The sequence below is a fragment of the Amycolatopsis sp. NPDC004747 genome (assembly GCF_053601335.1).
On sequence record NZ_JBSGBQ010000004.1, the window covers coordinates 421,547 to 447,679 of the forward strand.

Below are 26,133 nucleotides of genomic sequence, written 5' to 3' on the forward strand. Positions count from 1 at the left end.
GTCATGCCGGCTCCGCGTGCAGGACCGTCCAGCGGCCGGTTTCCGGCTCGCCGACCAGCTGGAACCCGGTGGCGGCGAACAGGTCCCGCCACTGCTCGGTCGTGCGTTCGCGGCCGCCGAAGAGGACCAGCATGTCGATGTCGAGGACCTTGCCGTGGTCGAAGCCGTTGCCCGGCGACACCACCTGCTCGATCACGAACAGCGGGGCCCGCCGGTCGCCGATCGCCGACCGGACCCGGCGCAGCAGGCCTTCCGCCTGCGCGTCGGGCCAGTTGTGCAGCACCGCCTTGAGGAAGTAGGCGTCGGCGTCGGACGGCAGCGGGTCGCCGAAGAAGTCGCCGGGACGCAGCTCGACCCGGTCGGTGACCCCCTCGCCGTCCAGCACCGGCTCAGCGTCCGCCAGCACGCTCGGCCGGTCCACGAGGATGCCCCGGGTTTCCGGCGCCCGCCGCAGGGCCGCGCCGAGGAAGTGCCCGTGCCCGCCGCCGACGTCGGCGATGCGGCCGAACCGCTCGGGCCGGATGGCCGCCAGGTGCCGCTCGGTCTCCCACCGGCCCAGCTCGGTCATCATCGCGTCGAAGAACTGCTCGTCGTCCGGGTGGTCGCGCAGGTAGCCCCAGAAGTCCGTGCCCAGCACCGGCACCGTGGCCGGCCGCCCGGTGCGCAGCGTCTGCACCAGCGCCCCGTACGGCTCGGTGAAGAACCGCTTGCGGCCGTAGGCGATCAGCGGACGCAGGCTGTACGGGACGTCGGCGCGCATCGGCGTCGCCAGCGGGGTGCCGTCGAACACCCCGGGCTCGGTTTCGGTGAACACGCCGAAGGACGCGGCCATCCGCAGCACGCGGTACAGCGCGTCCGGGTCGGCCCCGCACTTCTCGGCCAGCTCGCCGACCGGCCGCGGCCCCTCGGCGAGGATCTCGGCGACCCCCAGCTCGGCCAGCGCCCCGACGACGTGCGCCAGCCGCAGCCCGCAGGTGAGGACAGTCAGCCGTTCGCGGTGGGCGGCGGCGTCGCCCGGGCCCGCGGCGCTCACGCGCGTGTCCCGACGTGCGCTTCGATCACGGACTTGAGGTGCTGCATCTGTTCCCCCGAGGTGCGGTTCAGCCGTTCGGTCATCGCGGCGTCGTCGAAGGGCAGGCCGGGCCGGACCGCGAACTCCTGCCGCCAGCGCAGCTCCACCCCGCCGTCCACCTCGCGGTAGTCCCAGCGCAGGCGCATGTACTCGAACGGGCCGGTTTCGATCCGGTGCGCGGTCACCGTGCGGGCGTCGCGGTCCGGGAACCGCTCGGAGACCCAGGTCCACACGGACCCGTCCGGGTCGGGCACGGTGGTGAGCCGGAACCGCACCGAGGCGGGCGTCTCTTCGAGGATCTCGGCCTTCGCGTATTCGGTGAACAGCGTGGGCCAGGACGCGACGTCGTTGGTCAGGTCCCAGACGGTGGCGAACGGGGCGTCGATGACGACGCGGTTGTCGGTCGTGGCCGGCACGGGTGGCTCCCTCTCTGGCGGTGGTGGTCAGGACGGGTGGCCGACGCGCGGCGGCGGCGCGTCGGGGTGCGGGACGGGCGCGGTGTCGACGTGCCCCTCGGCCGGGCTCGGCGCGAGCGGGCCGAGGAACAGCACGACGCGGGCGGGCACCGGGCCGTGCTGGCGCATGACGTGCCGCGCGCCCCGCCGGACGAAGCTCGCGTCCCCCGCGGCCAGTTCGACGGCGTGGCCGTCCACCTCGAGGGTCACGGCGCCCTCGACGACGAGCAGGTGCTCGTCGGACCACGGGTGGTAGTGCTCGCTGACGGCCTCGCCGACGTCCAGCACCGCTTCGGCCAGGAAACCGGCTCGCGTGCCTGCCGAGGTGGGCGTCAGCAGCGGGCGGATGTGGCCACCCTGGCGGCGGCCGGCGGGGACGTCCGCGGTGCGGATCCGGATCGGTGGGGCGGGTTCGGGCACAGCTCCTCCTGGTGGGGTCGGGTCACGGCTTGACGAGCCGGAGGCCGGGCGCGGGACGGGCGGCGAGCGCGGCGCGCACCACGCCGTCGAGGCCGTCTTCGAGGCGGACCGCCGGGCGCCAGCCCGTGATGTCCACAAAGGACGAAGGGTCGACGTCGACGTCCTCGAAGTCGCCCGGTGCGGCGTAGTCCGGTGGCGGCACGCGCTGCAGCGGCACCGCCGGGACGCCGGTGCGGCGGGCCGCGGCGGCGGCGATCAGCTTCAGGACGTCGCCGAGCGGGACGGCGTGCCCGGAGCCGACCGGCCACGCGCGGCCGTCGAGCGCCTCGGCGTGGCACACCGCGAGCCACAGGGCCGCCGCGACGTCCTCGACGTGCACCAGGTCCCGGCGCACCGACCCGTCGTGCCACAGCGTCAGCGGCAGGCCGGCCACCGCCCGCGCGGCCATCACGGTGACCACGCCGGTCCCGGGCGAGCCGGCACCGGCGCCGTAGACCGTGGGCAGCCGCAGGACGACCCCGCGCACCGTCCCGGCCGCCGCGGCGGCGAGCAGGGCGTCTTCCACGGCTCGCTTGTGCCGGTCGTACCCGGCGTGGCTCGACGAGGGAACGGTGCCGGCGGTCACCACCGTCACCGGGCGGTCGCCGACGATGTCGAGCAGGTCGAGCATCGGCTGCACGGTGGTCCGGTGCGCCTCCGGGTCGTCTTCGGCCACCCGCCAGGAGCGGCCGTCGCTCATCCGCGCCACCAGGTGGACCACGACGTCGGCGTCGTGCACCACCGAGGCCAGCTCGTCCTTGCGCGTGACGTCGGCGCGGACGTGCCCGGGCACCGGCCGCCGGCCCACCGCGCGGGTCCGGACGCCGAGCGCGGCGAGCCGGGCCACCAGCGACGAGCCCAGGTAACCGGTGCCGCCGAGGACGACGACCAGCGGATCGCGGGCACTCACCGGGCACCCAGGGTCCGCCGGAGCGCTTCGATCACGTCGTCCTGGCGGCGCTTGTCCAGGGAGGCGTACATCGGCAGCGAGAAGATCTCGGAGGCGAGGTGCTCGGTCACCGGCAGCGAACCCGGCCCGTAGCCCAGGTGCGCGAACCCGCTCATGGTGTGCACCGGCCAGCGGTAGCTGACGTTCAGCTCGATGCCCTGCGTGGCCAGCTCGGCGAGGATTTCGTCGCGGCGCGGGTGGCGGACGACGTAGAGGTAGTAGACGTGCTCGTTGCCCGGGGTCACCGCGGGCAGGGCCAGCTCGGTGTCGCCGAGTCCTTCGGCGTACCGGTCGGCGATCTCGCGGCGGGCGGCGATGTAGGTGTCGAGGCGGCGCAGCTTGCGGCGCAGGATCTCCGCCTGGACCGCGTCGAGCCGGGAGTTGTGGCCCGGCGTCCGCACGACGTAGTAGCGCTCGGCCATGCCGTAGTAGCGCAGCTTGCGGAGGTTCTCGTCGGTCGCGGCGTCCCGCGTGATCGTCGCGCCGCCGTCGCCGTAGGCGCCCAGGACCTTGGTGGGGTAGAAGGAGAACGCGGCCGCGTCGCCCATCGTCCCGGCGAGCCGGTCGTGCCGGCGGGCGCCGTGCGCCTGCGCGCAGTCCTCGAGCACCCGCAGGCCGTGCCGGCCCGCGATGTCGGTCACCGCGTCCATGTCGGCGCACTGGCCGTAGAGGTGCACCGGGACGATCGCGCGGGTCCGCTCGGTGATCGCGGCTTCCAGCAGCGTGGTGTCCATCAGCTGGTCCTCGGCGCGGACGTCGACGAACCGCGGCACCGCGCCGGTCCCGTCGATCGCGACCACGGTGGGCGCGGCGGTGTTGGCCACCGTGATCACCTCGTCGCCGGGGCCGACGCCGAGGGCCTCCAGACCGAGCTTGATCGCGTTGGTGCCGTTGTCCACGCCGACGCAGTGGGCGACCCCGTGGTAGCCGGCGAACTCCGCTTCGAACCCCTCGACGCTCGGGCCGAGCACGAGCTGCCCGGAGCCGAAGACGGTTTCGACCGCGTCCAGGATGTCTTCGCGCTCGGTGGCGTATTCACTCAGGTAGTCCCAAACCCGGATCGTCATGCGGTCTCCTCAACCGGTCGGGGGAGGCGGCCGCCGAGGGCCGCTTCGAGGGCAGTGCTGGTGGCGAAGTCCGGCAGCAGGCCGGCGGCGTCGAGCTCGGCGAGCGTCGGCGCGTCGCGGTCGCGGGCGGACAGGACCGGGGACCCGTGCCCGAGCGGCCGCGGCAGCCGCAGGCCGATCCGGGGATCGTGGATCGACAGGGCGAGCTCGTCTTCCGGGACGTAGGTGCCGGAGAGCAGGTAGGTCATCGTGGCGTCGTCGGACAGCGCGGCGAAGGCGTGCCCGACCCCGACGGGGAGGTAGACGGCCCGGCCGTGTTCGGCGTCGAGGCGCAGCACGTCCCAGACGCCGAACGTCGGCGAGCCGGTGCGCAGGTCCACGACGTAGTCGAGAACGCTGCCGTGCACGCACGAGACGTACTTGGCGACGCCGGGCGGCGTGCGCGTGAAGTGGATCCCGCGCACCACCCCCGCCCGCGACCGGCTGGTGCTCACCTGGGCGAGCGGGAAGAGCGGCCGCCCGGTGAACGCGCGGTGGTCGCGTTCGTCGTAGGCGGTGCGGAACAGGCCGCGGCCGTCGCGGTGGGTGGGCGGGGTGAACGTCCAGGCCCCGGCGACGGCGAGCGCGCGCCGGGTCCCGGGTGCGTCGGCGGTGGACGCGTCGACCGGCAGGGACAACGGAACTCCCGGGGGATGGGCGGGTCAGCTGACCCGGACGTCGGGCACGTAGGTGATCCAGCGGCCGCCGTGTTCCCGGAAACCGGTTTCCCGGGCCTGGATCTCCGCGGCGTGGTTCCAGGCGAACAGCAGCGCGTAGTCCGGGTAGGGCGCCTCGAACTCCGACGCCGGCGAGACCGGGATGTGGGTGCCCGGCGTGACGCGGCCCTGCTTCTCCGGGGTCGTGTCGTAGACGGTGGAGACCAGTTCGGGGCCGATCCCGCAGAAGTTCGTCACCGTCGCGCTCTTGGCGGTGGCGCCGTAGGCGGCGATCGTGTGCCCCTGCTCGCGCAGCCGGGTGAGCAGGGCGACGAGCTCGCGGGCGTTGTGCCGGACGGCGTCGGCGAACCCGGCCAGGGTGGCGGGGTCGTGCAGCCGTCGTTCCGCCTCTTCGGCGACGAGCTCGGCGACCGCGGGACTCGCGGGCCGTTTTCCTTCGCGCGCCAGGGTGTAGCGGACTTCGCCGCCGTGCACGGCGAGCCGTTCGACGTCGACGAGCGCCAGCCCGTGGCGGCGGGCCAGCTCGGCGACCGTGGTGGCGCTGAAGAGGAAGTAGTGCTCGTCGTAGATCTGGTCGAACGACGTCGCCGCGACGACGTCCCCGAGGTACGGGTCTTCGAAGACGAAGATGCCGTCGTCGGCCAGCAGCTCGCTGACGCCGTCGAACACCGAGCCGAGGTACGGGATGTGGCAGAGGGTGTTGGCCGCGTAGAGGACGTCGGCCGGCCCGTCCTCCGCGGCGATCGCGGCCGCGGTCTCCTTTTCGAAGTAGGCGGCGAGCACCCGCACCCCGCGCTCCTCGGCGGTCCGGGCGATCCCGCTGGAGGGTTCCACGCCGAGGTGCCGGACCCCGGCCTCGGCGATCGTCCCCAGCATCACGCCGTCGTTGCAGCCGAGCTCGACGACGAACGGGTCGGTCCTGCCGTCGAGTTCGGTGGCGAGCAGGTGCTTCGCCCAGTCCGAGAAGTGCGTCCGCATCACCGACGATCCCGATGAGCGGTACGGGTAGTGCTCGCCGAACATCCGCTCGCGCGGGACTTCTTCGAGCAGCTGGACCATCGCGCAGCCGGCGCACCGCCCGAGCCGCAGCCGGTAGAAGAACTCCTCGCCGGGGTCCGGGGGCGCGGGCGGGAAGACGTCGGACAACGGCTGGCTGCCGAGATCGAGCACGAGCTCGACGGAACGGCCGCAGACCCGGCACTGGGACATCGGGTAACCCCCTCGGACGAAGTCGGATGCCGGGCAGCCTGGGGACGCCGGCTCGAGAAGTTCTCGAAGATCTCGAAGCTCGCTCGATGAGCGGCCGCGCAACCGATGGAGCCCCACGTCACCGGCGGCGAGCACCCCCGGAAGACGACACGCGTGCTCGGAACGCCGACACGCGTGATCAGGAGGTCGACACGCGTGATCAGGAGGTCGACACGGCGGGGCCGGGCCGCGGCGCCGTGTCGACCCGTCAATCACGCGTGTCGGCTCGTCGATCACGCGTGTCGACCGGTTGCTTCACGGGGGAGCACCACTGAGTGGCAAATCGTCGCACAGTGTCGTGCAAATCGTTGCAGCGTGTTCACATCTGTCGATCAAAGCCAAGAGCAATGGTATGTGAGATAGGTCACAAAACCGGTTCAATCTGTCAGGGTCCTTATAACCGGAACTAGCATGATTTCGCCACCGGGGGACGGCATTCAAGGTGAAGGACTCTCGATGCCTGCATCTGTCCGCACCCCGGTCCATCCCGGTGCGAAACTATTCGGAGGTGTTGGGTGGATTTCACATTGCTCGGCGGCATGGAGATTCGATCCGACGAACGCGGCGGAATCCCGTCGGCGCCGAAACAACGGCAAGTGCTCGCCATGCTCCTGCTCAACGCCAACAAGGTGACCTACGTCGACGAGCTGTCCGACGAACTGTGGGGCGACCGGCCGCCGGTCAGCAGGCACACCACCCTGCAGACCTACGTCTACCAGCTGCGCCGCCGGCTGGAGAGCCCGTCGCGGCGGACCACGATCGTCACCCGGCCGCTCGGGTACATGCTCCAGGTGCCCGACGGCTCCATCGACGTGCTGGAGTTCCAGGCGAAGATCGAACAGGCCGCCCGGCGGCTGGAGTTCGAACCGGACGTCGCGGCGGAACTGCTCGAGGGGGCGCTCAGCCTGTGGCGAGGCCCGGCGCTGGCCGACGTCGTCTGCGGGTCCGTGCTGACCGGCTACGTCACCCAGCTCGACGAGCTGCGCATCTGCGCCACCGAGCTGCTGATCGAGGCCCGGATGAACACCGGGCACTACCGAGAGCTGGTCGCCGAGCTCAAGCGCCTGGTGCACACCTACCCGTTCCACGAGAACTTCCACGCCCAGCTCGTCCGCGCGCTGTCGATGAGCGGACGGCGGCAGGAGGCGATCGCGGCCTACCGCTCGGTCCGCTCGATGCTGCGTTCCGAACTCGGGATCGATCCTTCGCCGTGCCTGGACGAGGCCCTGCAGCTCGCGCTGAACGGGCCCCGGCCGGCCGACTCCCCGCCGGTGCCGATGGTCCGCCAGGAGCGCTGCGGGTGAGCCGCCGATGCTTCCGGGGCCCGTTCGTGGGTATACGGCTCCTGACACCGACGACACGGAGGCCGTCCCTTGGCGCACACGACGGAGCACAAACCCGCTGAGCGGCAGCGGGCCACGTCGTCCTGGCGGACCATCGCCTGGACCCTGCTGCTGGACGTGGCGTTGCCGTTCGCCTCCTACCTCGTCCTCCTGCTGTGGTTCGGCGTGCCGGAAGCGGCCGCGCTGGCCGCCGCCGGGGGTGTGGCGTTCCTGAGGGCCGTGGTGATCTGGGTGCGCGAGCGGCAGATCGGGGCCCTGTCGATCCTGCTCGTCGTCCGGTTCTTCCTCGGCGTGCTGGCCGCGCTGCTCACCGGGGACGCCCGGTTCGTGCTGGCGAAGGACTCGGTGGTGACGGCGGTGGTCGGGCTGAGCGTGCTGGCCAGCCTGGTGCTCGCCCGGCCCGCGATCTTCTACATCCGGCGCAGCCTGTCGCCGCGCAAGAACGCCTTCGACCGGCAGTGGCGGCAGGCGGCCGAGTTCCGGCGGCTGAACCGGCGGATGACCTGGGTCTGGGGCCTCGGTCTGCTCGGGGAGTCCACCCTGCGGATCGCCGTCATCTACCTGCTGCCCATCGGCGTCGCGGCCTTCCTGTCGCAGGCGATGGCGGCGCTGGCCATCGTGGTCCTCGTCGCGTGGACGCAGTGGCGGGGCAGGCGCAGCCCGGTCGACCCCGAGGAGTGAGCCTCGAGCCTGGCTCGAGCGGGGTAACAGGAACCTGACACTCGCGGCCGATTTTGCCATAGTGGGGCCATGATGACGGCGATCGAGGTCGATGGTCTCGGCAAGCGGTTCGGCGGCACCCGGGCACTCGACGGGACGACGTTCGCCGCGCGGCGGGGGACGGTGCTCGGCGTGCTCGGCCCCAACGGCGCGGGCAAGACGACGGTGGTGCGGATCCTGAGCACGCTCATCCGGCCGGACACGGGCCGGGCCGCGGTGGAGGGGTGTGACGTCGTCGCCGACGCCCACCGCGTCCGCCGGATGATCGGCGTGACGGGCCAGTACGCGGGGGTCGACGAGAAGCTGACGGGGCTCGAGAACCTCGTCCTGATCGGGAAGCTTCTTGGGCTGTCCCGCGCGGCCGCGCGCGAGCGGGGCGGCGCGCTGCTCGACCGGTTCGGGCTGAGCGCCGCCGGCGGCCGGGTCGCGGGCGGCTACTCCGGGGGCATGCGGCGACGGCTGGACCTCGCGGCCAGCCTGGTCGGCCGGCCCCGGGTGCTGTTTCTCGACGAACCGACCACCGGGCTGGACCCCGCGGCCCGCGGCGATCTCTGGCAGGTGGTCCGCGACCTCGTCGCCGACGGCACGACCGTGCTCCTGACGACGCAGTACATCGAGGAAGCCGACCGGCTGGCCGACGACGTCGTGGTCATCGACCGCGGCGTGGTCGTCGCCAGCGGCACCCCCGCGGAGCTCAAGGGCAGGCTCGGGACGTCGACCCTGGTGGTGCGGCCGCGGGATCCGGTCCACACGGGGCGGTTGCGGGAGGTGCTCGCCGCGTTCGGCCACCCGGTCACCGAAGAGGACGGGGCGCTGGCCACGACGGCGGGCGACGACGCGCTGCTGCCGTCGGTGGTCCGGCGGCTCGACGAGCTGGGCATCCCGGTCAGCGAGCTGGCGCTGCGGCGCTCCACGCTGGACGAGGTCTTCCTCGCCATCACCCGCGCCGGGCGCGAGTCCGCTGTGGACGTGGTCCGGTGACCGCCGTGGACGAGGTGAACGGGCCCCGGCACGTCCCGCCGCTCGCGGCCCTGCGCCAGTCGGGCACCTTCGCCTGGCGCAGCATCCTGCAGATCAAGCACAAACCGGCCGAACTGCTCGATCTTTCGGTGCAGCCGATCATGTTCACGCTGTTGTTCACCTACGTCTTCGGCGGCGCCATCGGCGGCACCCCGCGCGATTACCTGCAATTCGCCCTCGGTGGGCTGATCGTGCAGAACGCGCTTTTCCTGTCCATTTACGCCGCCATCGGGCTGTCCACGGATCTCCAAAAGGGACTTTTCGACCGGTTCCGCAGCCTGCCCATCGCCCGCGGCGCCCCGCTCGCCGGGCGCGTGCTGGCCGACGTCGTCCGCCAGCTGTGGTCCCTGATCGTCCTGCTGCTCGTCGGGGTCGCCCTCGGGTTCCGCCTGACCACCGGGTTCCCGGCCCTGCTCGGCGCCTTCGCGGTGCTGACCGTGTTCACCGTCTCCTTCGCCTGGCTGCCGGTGTGGCTCGGGGTCCTGGCGCGCGACCCGGAGAAGGTGCAGGTGTTCGGCTTCGTCGTCGTCCTGCCGCTCACGTTCACCAGCAACGCCCTCGTCCCGACGGCCACCATGCCGGCCTGGCTGCGGTCCTGGGTGGACGTCAACCCGGTCACCCAGGTCAACGACACGCTGCGGGCGCTGCTGTCCGGCGGCCCCGTCGGCGGTCCGCTGGCCGGGGCGGTGGCCTGGTCGGCCCTGCTGGCGGCGGTGTTCGGCACGCTCAGCGTCGTCGCGCTGCGGACCCGCGCCTGAGCAAGCGCTTTCCTCGAGCGAGCCGTCCGAAAAACCTACAGCCGTCGTCGAGGCGGTCCCGGCAGGCTTGGCCGGGAAAGCGTTGCCTAGCAAAGGAGTTCGCATGACGGACGGCCGGGTGTCCGCATGAGCGGACCGTTCACGCTTCCCCGCCCGCCGGAAACCCTGGTCTCCGGGGACCGCGGCGTGCCCGCCGCGGTGGCCGGATCGGCGCTGGCGGCCGGGGCGGCCGGGCCCCTGTGCCACTGGCTCGCCGAGCGCGACCGCCTCTCGGCGATGACGGTGACCCGGGTGGACCTCGCCGGCCTGCGCGGCTGGCACGACGACCGCGTGATCCGGCACCACACCGGCCGGTTCTTCACCGTGGAGGGCCTCGACGTGCGGGTCGAGGGCGCCGCGGTCACCCACTGGCGGCAGCCGATCATCTGCCAGTTCGAGGTCGGGGTGCTCGGCATCCTCGTGGCCCGGATCGACGGCGTGCTGCGGTTCCTCATGCAGGCCAAGATCGAGCCGGGCAACGCGCGCGGCCACCAGCTCTCGCCCACCGTGCAGGCCACGCGCAGCAACTACACCCGCGCCCACGGCGGCCGGTCCGTGCCCTACCTGCGCCACTTCGCCGAGGCCCCCGCCGGCCGGGTCGTCGTCGACGTCCTGCAGTCGGAACAGGGTTCGTGGTTCCTGCGCAAGCGCAACCGCAACATGGTGGTGGAGGTCGACCCGGACACCGAGGTGCTGGACGGGTTCCGCTGGTGCACCCTCGCCGAGGTCCACGCCGCGCTCGCGGTGGAGGACCTGGTGAACATGGACGCCCGGACCGTGCTGTCCTGCCTGCCGCTGCACGGCCCGGGCCTGGCGGACCGGCTGGACGTCACGGCGGGCGGGTTCACCGGCGCACTGGTCCGGTCGATGGCCGGGACGCACGGCGGCGTCCACCACCTGGAGGAGATCCTCGGCGCGGTCACCGCGGCCCGCGCCGAAACCGCGGTGACCGCCCGGCGGGTGCCGCTGGCCGAGGTGTCCGGCTGGCACCGCCGCGACGGCGCGATCGTGCACGAGAGCGGCGCCTTCTTCGAGGTGCTCGGCGTCGACGTCAAGGCCGAGGGCCGCGAGGTCGCCGAGTGGTCGCAGCCGATGTTCGCCGCGCGCGGCACCGGGTTGGTGTGCTTCCTGGTGAAGGACTTCGACGGCGTGCTGCACGTCCTGGTGCAGCTCCGCCGGGAGCCGGGGTTCCTCGACTCCGTGGAGCTCGCCCCGACCGTGCAGTGCACGCCGGCCACGCACGCCCGGAACCCGCCGTCGGCCCGGCCGCCGTTCCTCGACGTCGTGCTGGCCGCCGATCCGGCCGCGTTCCGGTTCGACACGGTGATGTCCGAAGAAGGCGGCCGGTTCCACCACACCCGGACCCGCTACACGGTGCTCGAAGCCCCGGAGGTCACCGAGCGCCCCGGCTTCCGCTGGATGACCGTGGACCAGCTCGCCGGCCTGCTGCGGCACAGCCACTACGTCGACGTCCAGGCCCGGAGCCTGGTGCCCTGCCTGCAGGCGCTCGCCTGCGGACCCGCCGCGCGAGCAGCGTCATGACCGACGAGAGGGAGGAATCCGTGCACCGACGCGTCGCCATCACCGGACTGGGCGTGGTCGCACCCGGGGGGACCGGCACCGCGGCGTTCTGGGACCTGATCACCTCGGGCCGCACCGCCACCCGGACCATCAGCTTCTTCGACCCCGCGCCGTTCCGGTCGCGGGTGGCCGCCGAATGCGACTTCGACCCGCTCACGCACGGGTTCACGCCCGAGGAGGCGGACCGGCTCGACCGGAGCACCCAGCTCGCCCTGGTCGCGGCCCGCGAAGCGGTCGCGGACTCGGGTACCGCGCCGGGGGAGGACGCCCACCGGTGGGGCGTCACCGTCGGCAGCGCCGTCGGCTGCACCATGGGCCTCGACCGCGAGTACGCCGTCGTCAGCGACCGCGGGCGGCACTGGGAGGTCGACGGTGCTCGCGCGGTCGGGCACCTCTTCGACTACTTCGTCCCCAGTTCGATCTCCGCGGAGGTCGCCCGCCGGTTCGGCGTGGGCGGCCCGGTCGCGATGGTCTCGGCCGGGTGCACGTCCGGGCTGGACTCGGTCGGGTACGCGGCGGCGCTCGTCGCGGAGGGCTCGGCCGAGGTGATGCTCGCCGGCGCCACCGACGCCCCGATCTCGCCGATCACCGTGGCCTGCTTCGACGCGATCAAGGCCACCACCGCCCGCAACGACGACCCGGCGACCGCGTCCCGCCCGTTCGACCGCACCCGCGACGGGTTCGTGCTCGGCGAAGGCGCCGCCATGTTCGTGCTCGAAGACCTCGGCGCGGCCCGGCGGCGGGGCGCCCGGATCTACGCCGAGATCGGCGGGTACGCCGCCCGCTGCAACGCCTTCCACATGACCGGCCTGCGTCCGGACGGCCGCGAGATGGCGGCGGCGATCGACGCGGCGCTCGGCGAGGCGAAGCTCGATCCCGGGGACGTCGGCTACGTCAACGCGCACGGCTCCGGCACCCGGCAGAACGACGTGCACGAAACCGCGGCGGTCAAGACGAGCCTCGGGCAGCACGCCCGCCGGACGCCGATGAGCTCGATCAAGTCGATGATCGGGCACTCCCTCGGCGCCATCGGCGCGATCGAACTGGCCGCCTCGGCGCTCGCCGTCGACCGCGGGGTGATCCCGCCGACGGCGAACCTGCGCGAAGCCGACCCGGCGTGCGACCTCGACTACGTGCCGCTCACCGCGCGCGAGGCCCGGGTCGACGTGGTCCTCAGCGTGGGCAGCGGGTTCGGGGGCTTCCAGAGCGCCGTCGTGCTCGGCAAGCCGGAACGGCTGAGCCGGTGAGCGCCGCGATCGTCACCGGCCTGGGCGTGCTCGCCCCGAACGGCGCCGGCACCGAGGAGTACTGGAAGGCGACGCTGGCCGGCTGCGGCGGGATCGGGCCGGTGACCCGGTTCGACGCCTCGGGGTACGCCGGCCGGCTGGCCGGGGAGATCGGCTTCGACCCGGGCGAACTGCTGCCGCGCCGGCTGCTGCCGCAGACCGACCGGATGACGCGCCTGGCGCTGGTCGCCGCGGACTGGGCGCTGGCCGACGCCGGCATCGCCCCGGCGGACCGGCCCGAGTACGCGATGAGCGTCGCCACGGCCAGCTCGTCCGGCGGGTTCGAGTTCGGGCAGCGGGAACTGCAGCGGCTGTGGGCCGACGGCCCCGAGCACGTCAGCGCCTACCAGTCGTTCGCGTGGTTCTACGCGGTCAACACCGGGCAGATCTCGATCCGCCACGGCATGCGCGGCGCGAGCGGCGTGGTGGTCACCGAGCAGGCGGGCGGGCTCGACGTGCTCGGCCAGTCCCGGCGGCTGCTGCGCCGGGGGAGCGAGCTCGTCGTCACCGGCGCGGTCGACGCGTCGCTGTGCCCGTGGGGCTGGGTCGCCCAGCTGGCCAGTGGCCGGATCAGCACCGAGAGCCGGGCCGAGCACGCGTACCTGCCGTTTTCCGCGGACGCCTGCGGTTTCGTGTCCGGCGAGGGCGGGGCGCTGCTGGTCGTCGAGGACGAGGCCGTCGCGCGGGACCGCGGCGCGCCGGGCTACGGCCGGCTCGCCGGCTACTGCGCGACCTTCGACCAGCCCGGACGTCCCGGTCTGGAACGGGCGATCCGCGGCGCCCTCGCCGACGCCGGCCTCGAACCCGGCGACGTCGGGGTCGTCTACGCCGACGCGGCCGGCGTCCCCGAGCTCGACGCGCAGGAAGCCGCGGCCCTGTCGGCGGTGTTCGGGCGGCACGCGGTCCCGGTCACCGCGCCCAAGACGATGACCGGCAGGCTCTCGTCCGGCGGCGGCGCGCTCGACGTCGCGACCGCGCTGCTTGGTCTGCGCGACGCCGTGATCCCGCCGACGGTGAACGTCGCCCGGCCCGATCCCGCGTACGGCCTCGACCTCGTCGCGGGCGAGCCGCGCCCGGCCGCCGTGTCCGCCGCGCTGGTGCTCGCCCGCGGGCAGGGCGGGTTCAACTCGGCCGTCGTCGTCACCCCCGTCCGACCGTCCGAAGAGGAGTGATCATGCTGACCGCAAGTGCACTGAGGGACCTGATCGTGGAAGCGGGCGGCGACGCCGACGGCGCGGCGGACCTGGAGGCGTTCCTGGCAACGGGGTTCGACGACCTCGGCTACGACTCGCTGGCCCTGCTGCAGGCCGAAGCCCTGCTGCGCACGCGGTACGGCGTCGTGCTGCCCGAGGGGACGACCGCGGAGCTCGGCTGTCCCCGCGATCTCCTGGCCGTCGTCAACGACCGGCTCGTGCTCGGCTGAGCTTTTTCCGCGTTCTCAGGATCTTGCCAGCCGGGAGTGGCTAGCGTGGCGTGGCCGGGAACGGAACCGCCGTTCTCCCCGAGCGGGGTGAGGTTCGCGCCATCGACGTCCAGGAACGCGAAGCCGTCCGCCGCCGCCCCGCGCCGGCCGGGTGGCTGACCCGGCCGCTCGCGTCGTTCCACCTCGTGCTGGCGCTGACCGGGATCCTCGCGCTCGTCGGGGTGGTGATGGTGCTGAGCGCGTCGTCGGTCTCGTCCTACGACCCGCGCACCGGCGGCGGCCAGTACGACCTGTTCGGCAAGCACCTCACCTCCCTGGGCCTCGGAGCGGTGGTGTTCTGGCTCGGCCTTCGCCTGCCGCTCAAGCGGATCCGGGCGATGGCGAGCAAGGCGATGGCCGCGGCGCTGGTCATGCTGGTCCTCGTGCTCACCCCGCTGGGTTCGGCGGGCGGCGGGGCCCAGCGCTGGTTCGTCGTCGCCGGGCAGTCGGTCCAGCCGATCGAGTTCGCCAAGCTCGCGCTGGTGCTCTGGGGCGCGCACATCCTGGTGGCCAAGGAGCACCTCCTGCACCGCTGGCGGCACCTGCTGGTGCCGGTGGTCCCGGTGACGCTGCTGATGTTCGCGCTGGTGATGGCCCAGCCGAACCTCAGCGGCACGATCACCCTGGGGGTGATCGTGCTGGGCCTGCTGTGGTTCGCGGGCATTCCCGGGCGGCTGTTCGCGGCCCTGGTGTCCGGGGCGGCCGCCGGGTTCGCGGCGCTGGCGCTGAGCGCGGACTACCGGCTGGCGCGGGTGCTGTCGTTCCTGGCGGACGCGGACGGCTCGTACCAGACGACCCAGGCGCTGTACGCCCTCGCCGACGGCGGGGTGTTCGGGCGGGGGCTCGGCCGGGGCAGCGCGAACTGGGGGTACCTGCCCGGGGTGGAGAACGACTTCATCTTCGCGCTCGTCGGGGAGGAGCTGGGCTTCGTCGGGTGCGTGGGGGTGATCGCGCTGTACGCGGGCGTCGCGATCGTCGGGACGCGGATCGCGCGCCGGGCGGCCGACCCCTGGAACCGGCTCGTCGCGGGCACGCTGACCCTGCTGGTGGTCGCCCAGGCCGCGATCAACATCGGGTACGTCGTCGGCCTGCTGCCGGTCACCGGGGTGACGCTGCCGCTGATCTCCTACGGCGGTTCGTCGTTGCTGGTCACCTCGGGGATGTTCGGGATCATCGCCAACTGCGCGCGCAACGAACCCGAAGCGCGCGCGGCCCTCAGTCCTTGACCGCTCCCGCCGCCAGCCCGGTGCGCCAGAACCGCTGCAGCGCCAGGAACGCCAGGATCAGCGGGATGATCGACAGCAGTGAGCCGGTGACCACGACGGCCTTCAGGTCCGGGTCCCGGGTGATCTGGGTGTTCAGCGTGTACAGCCCGAGCGTCACCGGGTACAGCCGGTCGCTGGTCAGCATCACCAGCGGGAGCAGGAAGTTGTTCCAGATCGCGACGAACTGGAACAGGAAGATCGTGATCAGCGCCGGGGCCATCAGGCGCAGGCTGACGGTGTAGAACATGCGCACGTCACCCGCGCCGTCGATGCGGCCGGCCTCCAGGAGCTCGTCCGGCACCGAGGCCGCCGCGTACACCCGGGCCAGGTAGACCCCGAACGGGCTGATCGTGCTCGGCAGCAGCACCGACCACACCGTGTTCGTCATCCCGGCGCCCGCCAGCATCAGGAACAGCGGCACCGCGAGCGCGGTCGGCGGGACCAGCACCCCGGCGAGGATGGTGGAAAACGTCAGCGAACGCCCGCGGAAGGTGAACTTGGCGAGCGCGTAGCCCGCCATCGCCGACAGCAGCGTGGCCGCCGCCGCACCCACCACGGAGTACAGCGCGCTGTTGGCCAGCCACCGCAGGTAGAGGCCGTCGCCGAAGGTCACCGTGTCGCGCAGGTTCTCGCCGAGGTGGTTGCCGGAGAACCAGAGGCCGAACGTCGTGGACAGGTCGGACGCGGACTTCGTGGCGGAGATCGCCAGCCAGGCCACCGGCAGCAGGAAGTACACCGCGGCGACGAACATCGCCGTGGTCACCACGGCGGAAGAACGAGTGGTCACAGGGCGGCCCTCGCGCGGGTGATCCGGAAGAACAGCCACGAAAGGACCGCGATGAGCAGCGTCACCAACACGCTCATGGCGGCGCCGAGGCCGTAGTTCTGGGCGGAAATCTGGGCGTAGGCGGCCATCGACGGCGTGTAGGACGACGAGACCGCGCTCGACACGCCCGCCATCACCTGGGGTTCGGTGAACAGCTGGAACGTGCCGATGATGGAGAACACCCCGGTCAGCACCAGCGACGGCGCGATGACCGGCACCTTGATCCGCCACGCGATCGTCCAGCCGGACGCGCCGTCGAGCCGGGCGGCTTCGTAGAGCTGGGGCGGGATCGCCTGCAGCGACGAGTAGAGGATCAGCATGTTGTACCCGGTGAACGTCCAGGTGACGATGTTCGCGATCGAGTAGAGGATCACGTTGCCGGACAACAGGTCCGGGTGGATCCCGAGCGGATCGAGCAGCTGGTTGACCGGCGAGAGGTTGGGCGCGTAGAAGAAGCCCCACATCACCGCGGCGATCACGCCGGGCACCGCGTACGGCAGGAAGAACGCGAGCCGGAAGAACCGCCGCAGCCGCACCACCGCCGAGTCCAGGGCCAGCGCCAGGACCAGCGCGAGGCCGAGCATCACCGGGATCTGGATCAGCCCGAACAGCAGGACCCGCCCGACCGAGCCGACGAACCCCGCGTCGCCGAGGGCCGCGGTGTAGTTGCCAAGCCCGGCGAACACCTCGACGGGACGGCCGTAGGTGGAGGTCCGGGTGACGGCGGTGAAGCTCTTCACCACGGCCACGACGATCGGGGCCACGTAGAACACCGCGAACCCGAGCAGGAACGGGGTGAGCAGCAGCCACGCGGCGCGGGCGCTGCCGTGGGCCCGTCGCCGGCGCGCGACCCGGGGGCGGGCGGGCGCGCCGGCGACGGTCTGGGACGCTGCGACAACCATCGCCGTCCCTACTTCGCCACGGGGATGGACTGGCGTTGCAGGTCGGTGATCGTCGCGGCGCCGGCCTCGGTGAGCGCCTTGCCGAGCGTGCCGTTGCCGGCCAGCGCGGCGCCGAACCCGTCACGGACGTGGGCGTAGGTCTGCTCCATCGACGGTCCCCAGGTGAAGTCCTGGCTGACGCCCTTGCCCGCCTCGCGGAACACCGCGTCGACGTCCTGCCCGCCGAAGAACTGCGTGTTCTCCGGGGAGGCCTTCGCCGACTCCTGGGCGGAGACGGTGGCCGGGTAGATGCCGCCCTGGGCGGTCAGGATGGCCAGGGCCTGCGGGTCGCTGTTGAGCCACAGCGCGAACTGCGCCGCTTCGGCCGGGTGCTTGGTCCCGGCGAACACCGCGGTGGTCGAGCCACCCCAGTTGCCGGAGCGCTGCTCGCCCTTCGTCCACTGCGGCAGCGGTGCCACCGCCCACTTCCCGGCGGTCGAAGGGGCGGCCTTGGCGATCGTGCCGACGCCCCAGACGGCCCCGGTCCAGGTGGCGATCTGCCCGGAGTCGAGGGCCTTGTTCCAGGATTCGGAGAAGCCCTGGTAGTTCGAAACCAGGCCCTGGGAAAGCAGGTTCTGCCAGTAGCCGGCGACCTTGGTGGACGCCGGGTCGGTCAGGTTCACCTTCCACTGCTGCCCGTCCTGGGTGAACCAGTGCCCGCCCGCCTGCCACACCAGGCCGGCGAACCAGTTGACGTCCTTCTGCGGGAAGTGCGTGATCGTCAGGTTCGGGTCGGCGGCGTGCAGGGTCTTCGCGGCCTGGGCGTATTCGTCCCAGGTCGTCGGCACCGGCACCTGGTACTTCTCGAACAGGTCCTTGCGGTAGAACAGGCCCATCGGCCCGGTGTCCTGCGGGATGGCGAAGACGCCGTCGCCGCCGACCGAGGCCTGCGCCCAGGTCCAGTCCACGAACTTGGATTTGGCGTCCGCGACACCGGGGCAGGCCGAGATGTCCCGCAGGCCCTGCTGGACGCGGAACCCGGGCAGGGAGTCGAACTCGACCTGCCCGAGGTCCGGCGCCTGGTTCGCCTTCAGCGCGGTGAACATCTTGTTGTAGGTGCCCTGGTTGCCCTGGGGCGTCTGTTCGACGGTGACGTGGATGTCGGGGTGCCCCTGGTTCCACAGGGCGACGGCCTGGTCGATGCCCGGCAGCCAGGACCAGAACGAGAGCTCCACCTTGCCCCCGGCGGGCGCGCAGCCGGAAGCGGCGGCGGGTGCGGCGGAGTCGGCGCTGCCGCAGCCCGCCAGCGCGAGCGACGCGGCGGCCAGGGCGGCGCCCAGCCGGCGGAGCCGGTTCGTCGGGGGAGAGGTACGCGTCATTGCGTTCGGTCCTTTCGCGGGGCGACCTGGCGGGGCCGGTGCCTCGGGAACGTTCCCGGGAATGTTCCCGGCCGCGGCACCCGGGGAGTATGCGCACCTCGGAGCGGCCCCGTCAAGGGCGTCGCTCGAGGGATTCGATTCAGGCGGTGGCGCGGGTGATCAGCGAAACCGGCAGCGAGATCCGGTCGGCGGTGTCCGCGAGCAGGGCCCGGACCAGGGCCTGGCCGTGGTCGTACTTGTCGATCCGGACCGTGCTGAGCGGCGGGTTCAGGTAGGCCGACATCTCCAGGTCGTCGAAGCCGACCACCGCGCAGTCCCGCGGCACCGCGCCGCCGCGCGCGAGCACCGCCTGGACCGCCCCGATGCCCATCAGGTCGTTGAACGCGAAGATCCCGTTGACCCCGGGCCACGCCGACAGCAGCTGCCGGGTCGCGTCCGTGCCGCCCGGGATGGTCGGCGGGCCCTGGACGATCCGCGCCGAGACGTCGCCGAAGCCCAGCGCCGCGCACGCCGTGACGAAGGCCAGCCGCCGCTCGTCGACCGCGACGCCGACCGAGCTGTCCAGCATGCCGAGGCACGCGTCCGGCCGCCGGGCGAGCAGTTCGACGGCCGCCGCGGTGCCGGTGGCGAAGTCGTTGCTCACCGACGCCGCCACCTCCGACGGCAGCTCCCGGTCGGCGACCACCAGCGGGACCGAGCGCGCGTAGTCCGCGAGGACGTCGTCGGGCATGCCGTAGAAGAACCCGATGACTCCGCGCGCGGACCGGGCCAGCGCGTCCTCGATGGCGTCGCGTTCCCGGCCCGGGTCGGCGTCGGTGTTGTACAGCACGACGCTGCACCCGGCCGCCTCCGCCGCGTCGTAGACCCCGCGCGCCACGGCCGGGTAGAACGGGTTCGCGATGTCGGAGACGATCAGCGCGATGACGTCGGACCGCTGGGTGCGCATGCCCTTCGCCAGCGCGCTCGGCCGGTAGCCGAGCCGGGTCGCCGCCGCCAGCACGCGCTCGCGGGTGTCCGGGGCGATCTCCGGCAGGTCGCGCAGGGCGCGCGACACCGTCTGCCGCCCGACGCCCGCCTCCCGGGCCACGTCCTCGATCGTCACGCGCTTGACGCGTGGCAGCCGCCCGCGTTCGCTCACGCCGTCACCTCCCTTCGCGTAAGACGCCGAGCCTAAGGGGTCAGGGCGCGGCGCCACTGAGCGGTGACGCTCCGGCGCAGCGCCTCGGTGTCGACGCTGTCCGGATCGAGCAGCCGCTGCAGCGCGATCCCGCGCAGCTGCCCGACCACCGCGGTCGCGACTTCGCCCGCGCCGGCGTCCGCCGCGATCGTGCCGTCCGCGATACCGGCCTCGACGTCTTCGCGCAGGTCGGCGCGGAAGGCGGCGTCCCGCTCGCGGAAGATCGGGCCCAGCTCCGGCTGGGTGGCGGCTTCCGCCCACAGCAGCAGGAAAGCCTGGTTGAACACGCCGATCCGGCCGAGCTCGCCGAGGTAGCCGTCGATCAGCCGGAGCAGGCGGTCGAGGCCGGGCGGGAGGTCGTCGAGACCCGGGACGAACCCGGCCTGGGTGGCTCGCGCCAGCCGTTCGACCAGCGCCTGCTTCCCGCCGAAGTGGTGGGTGACGATGCCGCGGCTGTACCCGGCGCGCTCGCCGACGCGGGCGAGCGTCAACGAGCGCACGCCCTGCTCGACGACGAGTTCGGCGGCGGCGGTCAGGAGGGCGGCTTCGGCCTGGTCGCGGCGTTCCTGCTGGGTGCGGCGCATGATCGCAGCCTAGCAAACTAACTTGCGTGTTGCCCAACAAGTATGTGTAGGGTGGGCGCCAGGAGGTTCTGATGATCGAAATCGAAGACCGTGCCCTCGACGCCCTGCTCGCCGACGACCCCGGTGGCCCGGTGGTGATGCTCAACCTGCTGCGGTTCCGCCCGGACGGCGGCCGGGAAAGCTACCAGCGCTACGCCGAAGCTCTCCGCGCCGAACTCAACCCCCGCTACGGCCTGCAGGTGGTGTACCTCGGCACCGGTGACCCCGCGGTGGTCGCCGAGGACGGCCAGGCGTGGGACATGGTGGTGCTGGTCCGCTACCCGGACCGCCGGACCTTCGCGGCCATGGTCCGCGACCCCGAGTACCAGGCGATCACCCACCTGCGCACCGAGGCGCTGCTGGAGTCGGTGCTGCAGCCGACCACGCCGGCGGTGGCTTGATGCCCGCGGTGTTCGTCCACGGCAACCCCGAGACGGCGGCGGTCTGGGACCCGCTGCTGGCCGAGCTGGCATGCCCGGACGTGGTTTGCCTGTCCCCGCCCGGTTTCGGTGCGCCCTTGCCCGCCGGGTTCGCGGCCACCCCGGCCGGCTACCGGGACTGGCTGGCCGGCGAACTGGCGGCCTTCGACGGGCCGGTGGACCTGGTGGGCCACGACTTCGGGGGCACGCACGTCCTCAACCTCGTGCTGAGCCACCCGCACCTGGTCCGCAGCTGGGTCAGTGACACCCTCGGAAGCTTCGACCCGGACTACGAGTGGCACGAGCTCGCCCGCCGCTGGCAGACCCCGGGCGTCGGCGAGGCCGACGTCGCGGCGCGGTTCGGGGCCGCGCCCGAAGAGCGCGCCGCGGTGCTGGTGGAACGCGGGATGGGCCGGGCGGTCGCGGCCCGCGTCGCGGCGGGGCAGAACGAGGCGATGGGCCGCGCGGTGCTCTCCCTGTACCGCGCCGCCGCCGCGGCCGGTGCGCCCGGCCTCGGCTTGCCGCTGGAACGGGCGGCGGCCCGGCCGGGGCTCGCCATCCTGGCCACGGCCGACCACGTCGTCGGCACCGAGGAGCAGCGCCGCCGGTCCGCCGCCCGCGCCGGGGCCCGGGTCGCCGTCCTCGACGGCTTGGGCCACTGGTGGATGACCCACGAACCGGCTCGCGGCGCCGCGGCGTTGACCGGGTTCTGGGCGACGCTCGGCTGAGGATCAGCGGGCGGTGCAGGCCAATCCGGTCAGGGACTGCGCCGCGCCGGTCACGACCGCGCCCCAGGTCGTCGACGCACCGGCGGCCAGGGACCCGTTGTAGTTCTGGTTGGCCGCCCGCACCTGCCGGCCGGTCTGGGTGGCCGCGGCGTTCCAGGAACTGGTCAGCTGCTGGCTGCCCGCGAACGAGAACGCCGTGGTCCAGCCGGTCAAGGCGGTGGCGCCGGTGTTCTTCACGGTGAACTCCAGCTGGTACCCGCCGTTCCACGACGACGTGACCGCCGACGTCACCGTGCACGACGAGCCGGCCGGTGTGGTCGTCGTGGTCGTCGTCGTGGGCGTGGTCGTCGGAGTCGTCGGGGTGCTGGTCCCGGTGGTGTAGCTGATCCCGGTGTAGGCGGCCGCGCACCCGGAAAGGCACTGGTCCGGCAGGGAGAATCGGTAGACGCGGCCGTCGTTGACCAGGGCGTCGCTCGCGTCGCGGACCCGGATCGCGTAGGAGGTGCCGGCCGTGGCGGTCGGGCCGATGAGGAAGGCCTGCCCGAGGTCGCTGTCCGGTTGCGCCTGCTGCCAGCTGCCGTCCGCGACCTGGAACTCGACGCCGTGGACGCCGTTGGGCAGGTGCGACACGGCGACGGCCGTCCAATACCGCTGCGAGCCTTGCAGGAAGCCGAGTTTCAGGTCGCCGGTGTAGTTCGGCGCGGGCACGTAGGACCACGAAACCCGCCGGTTGTTCCAGTGCGCCGGGTTCATGTCCCCTACCGGGGCGCCGTTCTTGACGAACCGGTTCAGCGAGGCGGTCGAGAGGTCGAGGTGGCCGGGATCGTCGCGGCACCAGGCGTTCGAGTCGCCGCAGCTGTCGGCCACGACCATGGTCAGCTGGGCGCCGGCGTAGCCGTCGGTCACCCAGGAACCGTTGCGGCAGAACGGTTGCCCGGCCGCGCCGTCGTTGACGCCGGTGCAGTAGTCCCCGATGGTGACCTGCACGAACCGGCCGCAGTTGCGGCCGTTGTCCCACAGGCCGATCTTCGCGGCCTGCGAAGGCGGGATCGGCCGCGGGTAGAAGCTGTAGTCACCGGGGGTGTTGTAGACGTTGAGAGCGACGAAATCCGGCGCGTCGAGCACGTCCTGCGGCAGGCCGCAGCCGCCGTAGGGCGCGCCGAGCGCGTCGAAGTGGGTGGCGTTGCCCGTGATGGGCGCGGCCGGTGCGGCTCCCGACTTCCACGGCCACAGCACGGAAACACCCACGACGAGGACGGCGATCACGGCGAGCACACCCGGGCGCGCGGCCCACCGGCGGGAGGTGGATCCCATCGGCTCTCCTTCCGCGGTTTCAGTACCGCGGCAGGCGGAAAGCGGCCCCGGCGGCGTCGTCTGGAAGCGCTCCCAGAGTCCACCGTGCCCCCGTCGTTTGTCAATCGCCTCCTCACGCCGGGCCGCGGGCGACGACGGTCAGCCGCTCGAGGGCCAGCTGTCCCGAGGTCAGCCGCAGGCCGATCGCGGGGGACCAGCCCGTGCCGATCACCGGACCGCCCGGGATTGTGCGCAGCAGCTGCCACCGGCCCTGGTGGCCGAGCCAGCTGGTGAGCCCGCCGCGGTGGTCGGACACGACCGCGAACCGGTCGCCGGGCGACCACCCGACCGTGGCGCAGCAGCCGCCGGTCACGTCGTCGCCGTAGTCGCGCCCGCCGGCCCGCACGTCCGCGCCGGAGGTCCCGAAGTGGTGGTTGTACCAGGCCAGGGCCAGATCGTCCGGCCCGTCGGCGCGGCCGAGCAGCACGCTGTCCTCCGGTGCGCTCCCGGCGAAGGACCGCGGTTCGAGCAGCACCGCGAAGTCGCCGGCCGGGGCGGCCACCGGCGCCACGAGCACGGCGGCCGACTGCCGGCTCGCGGACGCGACCAGTGCGCCGTTCGCCTGGCTCAGCGCGGGCACCGGCTCCCCGAACCGAGCGGCGACCCGGTAGCCGTTCGGCCGGTCGCCGGTGAAGTCGTCGTCCCACACCGGCGTGCCGAAGTCGGCCGGGTCGAACACGACCTCCGCCCGCAGGAGGTCGGCGGTGCTGCGCGCCGGGACGCCGTGGTCGAGCGTGGTGACCAGCAGCCGCACCGGCGCCCGGGTGCCGACCGGTGTGTCCGCGGGGGCCGTCACGCGCCACCGCAGCGGGACGTCCCTCCCCGGGGTGAGCCGGAGATCGCCGGCCGACCCGACCGGCTGGGCCGTCCAGCCGCGGGGCAGCGTGAGCGCGGGCCGGGCGGTCATCGCCTGCGAGCTGCGGACCGAGCCACTGATTTCGGCGGTCTGCCCGGGCCGCAGCCGCACCGGTTCGTCCTGGAGCCGGACAGCGAGCCGGTCGTCTTCGGCGCGCCACGCCTGCAGCGCGGTGATGCCGGTCGCCCCACCGTCCACTCTGGACGGACGGACGCGCAGCCCGTCGGTGCGGACCCCCGGCTGGACGACGACGCGGTTCGGTCTGCCGCGCACCGGCGTGGCCGGATCCCGGTGCTGTCCGGGAAGATCGGCCCACGACCCGTCGGCGGCGCGGTACTGGAGTGCGAAGGAATCCGGCGTGCGGACGCCGCCACCGTCGTCGTAGAAGGAGATCCGGACGTCGGAGACGTCGGTGGCCGCGCCGAGGTCGACGGCCAGCCAGTCGTCGCGGTTCGGGCTGCCGTAGCTCGTCCACCGGGTCGACGGGACGTCGAGGTCGAAGTCCTGGCCGTCGATCGCGCCGGCCGGGCTGTCCGCGGGCCAGGTGTAGGACGCCGACGCCGCCGGGTAGCCGGTGCGGTCGATGTTCGCGAGGTCGTCGACGACGGGGCCGGCCGCGGCCGGCCGGCCCGGGCGCACCGGCACGTCGACCGCCGTCAGCCCGGCCTGGCGGTGCACGAGCTTGCCGTCCAGCCAGACGCTCAGCCCGGCGCCCTGGCGGTAGACGTGGCCGTCGCGGTCCCAGGCCACGGTCAGGTTGCGCCCGTGGTAGGGCACGTTCTCCACGGCGAAGTGGTCCCAAGTGGACGGGACGAGCGGCGCGAGCCGCACCTGGTCGCCCTGCTGGGGCCGGATGCCGAGCAGCCCGGACAGCACGAGGTCGTCGAACGTCGAGTGGTTGTAGTCCTCGCTGTGCCCGCGGGAGTCGTAGAGCCAGCGGTCTTCGTCGGGGTGGTGCGCCTCGGCGACGTACGGCACGCCGTTCTTGCGCTGGGTGAGGGCGTACCCGCGCAGCAGGCGGTAGTAGTCCTGAGTGGACACGTACGGCTGCGGGGGATAGTCGGTGAGCAGGTTCGCCAGCGCGGTGAGGGTCTGGCTGGTGGCGTAGGGCCAGCTCGGCCCGGACCAGCGGCAGCACCCGGCGGCGGCGTCGTGCATGAACCACGGGCTCCGCCGTTCGACCGTGGTCGGCCCGAACGGGGCCGCGAAGCCCGCCGGATCGGTCAGCTGCGCCCACGCGGCGGCGGCGCCGGCCGGGGCCATGTGGAAGTACCAGGGCACGAAGCCCATCTCTTCCCGGTCGGCGATCCTGGTGCGCGCCGGGTTGCCGTCCCGCATGACGTGCTTGTAGAACGCGTCGCCGCCGTCCCACAGGACGCGGTCCTGGTTCGCCCGCAGGGACCGGGCGTCCCGGTCGTAGGAGTCGGCGAGCTGCCGGTCGCCGGGTGCGCCGCGCCGGCGCAGCAGGTTCGCGATGGCCTGCGCGTCGCCGTACTGGTAGGCGTTGAGGGTCGGGCGGAAGCCGGCGCCGCCGTGGTAGGGATCCGGGCTCTGGTAGGAGCTCGCGGTGTACTCCATGGCGTCCCAGACCGGGACCTGCCAGTACAGGCCGAGCTGCGGATCGAACTGCGGTGCCCAGGCGGCCCACTGCCGCTGCAGCTCGGGGAGCCGGTCGACGGCGAAGTCCCACCGGCCGTCGACCGAGGCCCGCGCGAGCACGGCGTCGGCGGCCCAGAAGGAGTATTCTTGGGCCCAGTCGGTGGTGTTCTCGTTGAGGCCGTCGGTCGCCGGCTTCGGGCCCGCGCCGCTGCCGCGCAGCCAGTAGTCGACGTAGTCGTCGAGGTAGCGGGGGTCGCGCAGCCACCGGCCTTCGTAGAGGTGGTGCCCGGCGGCGGCGTCGATCCCGCCGCCGGGGGCGGAGTAGCCGACCGGGCCGAGGAACTCCGAGACGATCCAGCCGTCGGCGGGCCCGGTGTACTTGAGGGCTTCCTTGAAGGTGCGCCACCGGTAGTAGTAGGTGTCTTCGATCGCCTTGTCGGGCAGGTCGACGAACGGGATGTTGGCTTCGTACCAGCCGGGATCGCTCAGCCCGGAGAGCTTCGCCGGGTGGTCGAGCAGGTGCGTCCCGGGCCCTACGCCGGGATACATCGGCGGTGGGCCGGCCTCCGCGGCCACCGCGGGGACCACGGCGGCCGACAGGGTGACGAGCGTGGTGGTCAGGACCGTGCACAGACGTCGAAACGAGCGCATGCCGACGCTCCTCGTGCTCCTCGGGGACCGGGCAGGGGAGACGGTAGCCGGTCGGATACAACGTTGTAAACACGCATTTACAACGTTGTATCCGCGGGTCGGCGGCGTGGGCCCGGTGGTCGCGCAGCCCCAGCCGGGCGACGATGTCGGTGCGGACCGGCAGCGCCGCGGTCGCCGTCAGCGCGATCACCCGCGGGTGCC

The 26,133-nt window shown here is 72.8% G+C and carries 25 protein-coding genes; 11 read left to right on the forward strand and 14 right to left on the reverse strand.

Annotated elements, in window-relative coordinates; all coding sequences use genetic code 11:
• Position 1: 1 nt before the first annotated feature.
• The 7 genes from ACWEGE_RS08735 to ACWEGE_RS08765 are packed head-to-tail and all read right to left on the reverse strand — an operon-like array spanning position 2 to position 5,927.
• Positions 2 to 1,033 carry a methyltransferase gene (locus ACWEGE_RS08735; RefSeq protein WP_449659836.1) on the reverse strand — a complete coding sequence of 344 codons (1,032 nt, stop codon included), beginning with the start codon at positions 1,031 to 1,033 and terminating at the stop codon, positions 2 to 4.
• Positions 1,030 to 1,488 carry an SRPBCC family protein gene (locus ACWEGE_RS08740; RefSeq protein ID WP_449659837.1) on the reverse strand — a complete coding sequence of 153 codons (459 nt, stop codon included), beginning with the start codon at positions 1,486 to 1,488 and terminating at the stop codon, positions 1,030 to 1,032. The genes ACWEGE_RS08735 and ACWEGE_RS08740 overlap by 4 nt, the downstream gene beginning before the upstream one ends.
• A 27-nt stretch (positions 1,489 to 1,515) precedes the next feature.
• A complete protein-coding gene (locus ACWEGE_RS08745; RefSeq protein ID WP_449659838.1) occupies positions 1,516 to 1,947 on the reverse strand; it encodes a cupin domain-containing protein in 432 nt (143 codons plus the stop codon).
• A 22-nt stretch (positions 1,948 to 1,969) separates the two neighbouring features.
• On the reverse strand, positions 1,970 to 2,896 hold the full coding sequence (locus tag ACWEGE_RS08750) for an NAD-dependent epimerase/dehydratase family protein (RefSeq protein ID WP_449659839.1): 927 nt from the start codon (positions 2,894 to 2,896) through the stop codon (positions 1,970 to 1,972).
• Positions 2,893 to 4,002, reverse strand: coding sequence for a DegT/DnrJ/EryC1/StrS family aminotransferase (locus ACWEGE_RS08755; RefSeq protein WP_449659840.1), 1,110 nt, complete (start codon positions 4,000 to 4,002; stop codon positions 2,893 to 2,895). The genes ACWEGE_RS08750 and ACWEGE_RS08755 overlap by 4 nt, the downstream gene beginning before the upstream one ends.
• A complete protein-coding gene (locus ACWEGE_RS08760; RefSeq protein WP_449659841.1) occupies positions 3,999 to 4,679 on the reverse strand; it encodes a dTDP-4-dehydrorhamnose 3,5-epimerase family protein in 681 nt (226 codons plus the stop codon). The genes ACWEGE_RS08755 and ACWEGE_RS08760 overlap by 4 nt, the downstream gene beginning before the upstream one ends.
• Positions 4,680 to 4,703: 24 nt before the next feature.
• Positions 4,704 to 5,927: a methyltransferase domain-containing protein gene (locus tag ACWEGE_RS08765; RefSeq protein ID WP_449659842.1), complete on the reverse strand. Its 1,224-nt coding sequence runs from the start codon at positions 5,925 to 5,927 to the stop codon at positions 4,704 to 4,706.
• 554 nt (positions 5,928 to 6,481) lie between these two features.
• Between ACWEGE_RS08765 and ACWEGE_RS08770 the strand changes: the two genes are divergently transcribed.
• The 9 genes from ACWEGE_RS08770 (at position 6,482) to ACWEGE_RS08810 (ending at position 15,401) form a co-directional block, all read left to right on the forward strand.
• The gene (locus tag ACWEGE_RS08770) at positions 6,482 to 7,270 is read left to right on the forward strand and encodes an AfsR/SARP family transcriptional regulator (protein ID WP_449659843.1); all 789 of its coding nucleotides are present in this window, start codon (positions 6,482 to 6,484) and stop codon (positions 7,268 to 7,270) included.
• 69 nt (positions 7,271 to 7,339) lie between these two features.
• Entirely contained in the window at positions 7,340 to 7,990 is a 651-nt protein-coding gene (locus tag ACWEGE_RS08775; protein WP_449659844.1) for a VC0807 family protein, read from the forward strand.
• A gap of 69 nt (positions 7,991 to 8,059) precedes the next feature.
• On the forward strand, positions 8,060 to 9,010 hold the full coding sequence (locus ACWEGE_RS08780) for an ATP-binding cassette domain-containing protein (RefSeq protein WP_449659845.1): 951 nt from the start codon (positions 8,060 to 8,062) through the stop codon (positions 9,008 to 9,010).
• Positions 9,007 to 9,807 carry an ABC transporter permease gene (locus ACWEGE_RS08785; RefSeq protein ID WP_449659846.1) on the forward strand — a complete coding sequence of 267 codons (801 nt, stop codon included), beginning with the start codon at positions 9,007 to 9,009 and terminating at the stop codon, positions 9,805 to 9,807. Before ACWEGE_RS08780 ends, ACWEGE_RS08785 begins: the two co-directional genes overlap by 4 nt.
• Positions 9,808 to 9,933: 126 nt before the next feature.
• Positions 9,934 to 11,388 carry an NDP-hexose 2,3-dehydratase family protein gene (locus ACWEGE_RS08790; RefSeq protein WP_449659847.1) on the forward strand — a complete coding sequence of 485 codons (1,455 nt, stop codon included), beginning with the start codon at positions 9,934 to 9,936 and terminating at the stop codon, positions 11,386 to 11,388.
• Positions 11,385 to 12,674 (forward strand): beta-ketoacyl-[acyl-carrier-protein] synthase family protein, encoded by a 1,290-nt coding sequence (locus tag ACWEGE_RS08795; protein WP_449659848.1) that lies wholly within the window; start codon positions 11,385 to 11,387, stop codon positions 12,672 to 12,674. Before ACWEGE_RS08790 ends, ACWEGE_RS08795 begins: the two co-directional genes overlap by 4 nt.
• Positions 12,671 to 13,885, forward strand: coding sequence for a ketosynthase chain-length factor (locus ACWEGE_RS08800; protein WP_449659849.1), 1,215 nt, complete (start codon positions 12,671 to 12,673; stop codon positions 13,883 to 13,885). Before ACWEGE_RS08795 ends, ACWEGE_RS08800 begins: the two co-directional genes overlap by 4 nt.
• A gap of 2 nt (positions 13,886 to 13,887) precedes the next feature.
• The gene (locus ACWEGE_RS08805; protein WP_449659850.1) at positions 13,888 to 14,136 is read left to right on the forward strand and encodes a phosphopantetheine-binding protein; all 249 of its coding nucleotides are present in this window, start codon (positions 13,888 to 13,890) and stop codon (positions 14,134 to 14,136) included.
• 50 nt (positions 14,137 to 14,186) lie between these two features.
• The gene (locus tag ACWEGE_RS08810) at positions 14,187 to 15,401 is read left to right on the forward strand and encodes an FtsW/RodA/SpoVE family cell cycle protein (protein ID WP_449659851.1); all 1,215 of its coding nucleotides are present in this window, start codon (positions 14,187 to 14,189) and stop codon (positions 15,399 to 15,401) included.
• Here the strand turns inward: ACWEGE_RS08810 and ACWEGE_RS08815 are convergent.
• The 5 genes from ACWEGE_RS08815 to ACWEGE_RS08835 all read right to left on the reverse strand — a co-directional run bounded on the left by ACWEGE_RS08815 (position 15,391) and on the right by ACWEGE_RS08835 (position 20,287).
• A complete protein-coding gene (locus ACWEGE_RS08815; protein WP_449659874.1) occupies positions 15,391 to 16,206 on the reverse strand; it encodes a carbohydrate ABC transporter permease in 816 nt (271 codons plus the stop codon). The two genes, ACWEGE_RS08810 and ACWEGE_RS08815, sit on opposite strands and share 11 nt — an antisense overlap.
• 17 nt (positions 16,207 to 16,223) lie before the next feature.
• On the reverse strand, positions 16,224 to 17,168 hold the full coding sequence (locus ACWEGE_RS08820) for a carbohydrate ABC transporter permease (protein ID WP_449659852.1): 945 nt from the start codon (positions 17,166 to 17,168) through the stop codon (positions 16,224 to 16,226).
• Positions 17,169 to 17,176: 8 nt separating this feature from the next.
• Complete coding sequence (locus tag ACWEGE_RS08825) at positions 17,177 to 18,526, reverse strand: ABC transporter substrate-binding protein (RefSeq protein ID WP_449659853.1); 1,350 nt, start codon at positions 18,524 to 18,526, stop codon at positions 17,177 to 17,179.
• Positions 18,527 to 18,665: 139 nt separating this feature from the next.
• Positions 18,666 to 19,664 (reverse strand): LacI family DNA-binding transcriptional regulator, encoded by a 999-nt coding sequence (locus ACWEGE_RS08830; RefSeq protein WP_449659854.1) that lies wholly within the window; start codon positions 19,662 to 19,664, stop codon positions 18,666 to 18,668.
• Positions 19,665 to 19,696: 32 nt separating this feature from the next.
• The gene (locus ACWEGE_RS08835; RefSeq protein WP_449659855.1) at positions 19,697 to 20,287 is read right to left on the reverse strand and encodes a TetR/AcrR family transcriptional regulator; all 591 of its coding nucleotides are present in this window, start codon (positions 20,285 to 20,287) and stop codon (positions 19,697 to 19,699) included.
• A 71-nt stretch (positions 20,288 to 20,358) separates the two neighbouring features.
• On the opposite strand from ACWEGE_RS08835, the gene ACWEGE_RS08840 reads away from it, so the two are divergent.
• Positions 20,359 to 20,727, forward strand: a complete 369-nt coding sequence (locus ACWEGE_RS08840) for a DUF1330 domain-containing protein (protein ID WP_449659856.1) — start codon at positions 20,359 to 20,361, stop codon at positions 20,725 to 20,727.
• Positions 20,727 to 21,473 carry an alpha/beta fold hydrolase gene (locus ACWEGE_RS08845; protein WP_449659857.1) on the forward strand — a complete coding sequence of 249 codons (747 nt, stop codon included), beginning with the start codon at positions 20,727 to 20,729 and terminating at the stop codon, positions 21,471 to 21,473. The genes ACWEGE_RS08840 and ACWEGE_RS08845 overlap by 1 nt, the downstream gene beginning before the upstream one ends.
• Positions 21,474 to 21,476: 3 nt before the next feature.
• Here ACWEGE_RS08845 and ACWEGE_RS08850 read toward each other — a convergent pair whose 3' ends face one another.
• Both ACWEGE_RS08850 and ACWEGE_RS08855 read right to left on the reverse strand, forming a co-directional pair.
• On the reverse strand, positions 21,477 to 22,787 hold the full coding sequence (locus ACWEGE_RS08850) for a cellulose binding domain-containing protein (RefSeq protein ID WP_449659858.1): 1,311 nt from the start codon (positions 22,785 to 22,787) through the stop codon (positions 21,477 to 21,479).
• Positions 22,788 to 22,899: 112 nt separating this feature from the next.
• Positions 22,900 to 25,932, reverse strand: coding sequence for an MGH1-like glycoside hydrolase domain-containing protein (locus ACWEGE_RS08855; protein WP_449659859.1), 3,033 nt, complete (start codon positions 25,930 to 25,932; stop codon positions 22,900 to 22,902).
• Positions 25,933 to 26,133: the final 201 nt, after the last annotated feature.